Source organism: Acidisphaera sp. S103 (genome assembly GCF_009765975.1).
GTDB lineage: Bacteria > Pseudomonadota > Alphaproteobacteria > Acetobacterales > Acetobacteraceae > Rhodopila.
The window spans coordinates 1-262 of the sequence record NZ_LMUJ01000098.1; the positions used below are offsets into that span (position 1 = coordinate 1).

Annotated in this window: 1 pseudogene; it reads left to right on the plus strand. The window is 66.4% G+C overall.

Features of this window, described 5'->3' with window-relative positions:
• A pseudogene (locus GSQ89_RS38835) lies at positions 1–262 on the plus strand (ISKra4 family transposase); the annotation flags it as partial.

Below are 262 nucleotides of genomic sequence, written 5' to 3' on the forward strand. Positions count from 1 at the left end.
CTCTCCATTGACGGCGGCCACGTTCGGGCGGCTCGTCAGTATCAGGGGCGAACGTTTGAGGCTCTCCTCGCTCAGGTCAGCGACGATGAGGGGAAGCGGGTCGTATTCGCCAGCGTGCCGGCGGAGGCGACTTCGCAGACGCGACAGTTGCGCGGTGTACTTCATGGATTGGGCGCAACGCCAGCGACACCGGTCACCATCCTGAGCGATGGTGCCGATGGTCCGCGATCGCTCGGCGAAGCCGCCAGCCCTGGTCCGACCC